General features: G+C 61.6%; 1 protein-coding gene. It reads right to left on the bottom strand.

The window, feature by feature from the left end; translation table 11 throughout:
* Nucleotides 1–237, bottom strand: a 237-nt coding sequence (locus tag FS767_RS22595; RefSeq protein WP_178102789.1) for a secretin N-terminal domain-containing protein, incomplete at both ends; no start/stop codon positions are given.

The raw sequence follows: 237 nt of genomic DNA, 5'->3' as shown, positions 1-237 counted from the left end.
ACACCTTCACGTTGAACAGCACTTGCTGAGTAATGCTGCGGTTGGTGCTGTTGAGATAGGCCTCCACCCGGGAGATGACCTCGGGGCGGTCCGTGACGGTCAGGGTCCCGGTAGAAGGAGCCAGGTACATCCGCCCGGCTGGGGAGACGCTGAGCATCGCCTTCACATTGTTCTGGATGTCCTGCAGGATCGAGGACTCCAGGGTCACCGTGGTGCTCTGGTTGCTGCCAGCGTCGC

Origin of the sequence: Pseudomonas sp. DE0010, assembly GCF_007680745.1 — a bacterium.
Lineage (GTDB): Bacteria > Pseudomonadota > Gammaproteobacteria > Pseudomonadales > Pseudomonadaceae > Aquipseudomonas > Aquipseudomonas parafulva_B.
The sequence above is the reverse complement of the archived record's forward strand: the minus strand, read 5'-3'. Positions and strand labels throughout refer to the sequence as shown.